Genomic DNA, 1,301 nt, shown 5'->3' with positions numbered 1-1,301 from the left:
AAATGTCGTATGGGCGGAAGTTAACATCACGCGTCGCAGTTTACAAGTCAACCCGCCAAAGATGTGGGTAAAGACCAGATCCTAAGTATGGAGGGCTACCAGGTACGTTGTGCCAATAATGGCTGTGAGGCGCTCGACTTGCTCAAACAGGAGTTGCCGCACCTCGTAGTCACAGACTGGATGATGCCCCTAATGGACGGGGCAGAATTATGCCGTCGCATGAAAGCACAGCCAGGGCTCGCTAACGTCCCGATTCTCGTTCACTCGTCCGCACCACCTCGTCCCGATGGAACAGAGCAGTGGGATGCCTGCTTTGTAAAACCAGCTCGCATCCGATTGTTTTTGACCACGGTCAAGCAGTTGTGTAGCCGAACAAAGGGATAGATTCGCTGCTTTATTTTCGAATCTCTCAGACCGTCGACTTGTTCACGGCGCATTCGGGCAGGTACCTCCGCCCATCGGCTGCACTTTCCTGTAGACCCACCGAGCCCTCTTACATAGCGCACGACGGTGAACCGTGTGAACGTTATGTAGACCGCACGTCACACAGGGTGTAGTTGTGTTACCGGCGAAAAGACGAGCTGTACAAATACTGGTCACGAACGCTAGCGACCCTCGGGGGCAGCGACACCTCGCCGGGCCGTCGGACGCCACAGCGCGGAGTGGGCCTCAACACGGAACCAAGAGGTATTTGAACCGCCCCGGATTTGAACTGACCCCCAAGAGTTGGACACGACGTTGGAGGTTCCGTGAGGAAATTCGATGTAAGGTTCAAGGGGAAGGTGGTTCGCGGGTACCTCGCTGGCAAAGGGGGCTATAAGCTCCTTGCCAGGAAATTCGGTATTGCGGAAAGCATGGTGAGGCGATGGGTCGCGGCATATCGTCACCATGGTAACGCCGGGCTTATCCGGCAGCGTTGTGCTTACACCCTTGAGTTCAAGCTTGAGGTGTTGCACCGGGGCGTGGTCGAGAACCTTTCCCGTCGAGAGCTGGCTGCCATTTACAATATCAGCAATCCGCACAGCATCACGACGTGGCAGCAACAGAAAGCGCGGGGAGAGCTTCGTTCGCTGAAGGGTATGCGCCCGTCGGGGCAGGATGTTTCGATGCCAGCCAGGAAAAAGACCTCGAGTCAGTCCTCGAAAGCCAAGCTGTCTGGGGAATCAGACCAGCTGCTTCGCGAGAATCAGCGGTTGCGCGCGGAGGTCGCGTACCTAAAAAATTGGATCGTCGGGGGAATCTATGGGTGAATTATTGTGCGCGGCTAGCCAAGTGAAGCTCGATTCCGATACTGATAGAGC

At 55.7% G+C, this 1,301-nt stretch carries 2 protein-coding genes; both read left to right on the top strand.

Features of this window, described 5'->3' with window-relative positions; genetic code table 11:
- Nucleotides 1-87: 87 nt before the first annotated feature.
- Entirely contained in the window at nucleotides 88-384 is a 297-nt protein-coding gene (locus tag AWB81_RS43065) for a response regulator (RefSeq protein WP_087135627.1), read from the top strand.
- 365 nt (nucleotides 385-749) lie between these two features.
- Nucleotides 750-1,250: a helix-turn-helix domain-containing protein gene (locus AWB81_RS43060; RefSeq protein ID WP_062644685.1), complete on the top strand. Its 501-nt coding sequence runs from the start codon at nucleotides 750-752 to the stop codon at nucleotides 1,248-1,250.
- Nucleotides 1,251-1,301 lie beyond the last annotated feature (51 nt).

Source organism: Caballeronia arationis, assembly GCF_001544975.2.
Lineage (GTDB): Bacteria > Pseudomonadota > Gammaproteobacteria > Burkholderiales > Burkholderiaceae > Caballeronia > Caballeronia arationis.
Note: the sequence above shows the minus strand (reverse complement) of the source record. Positions and strands in the feature narration are given on the sequence as shown.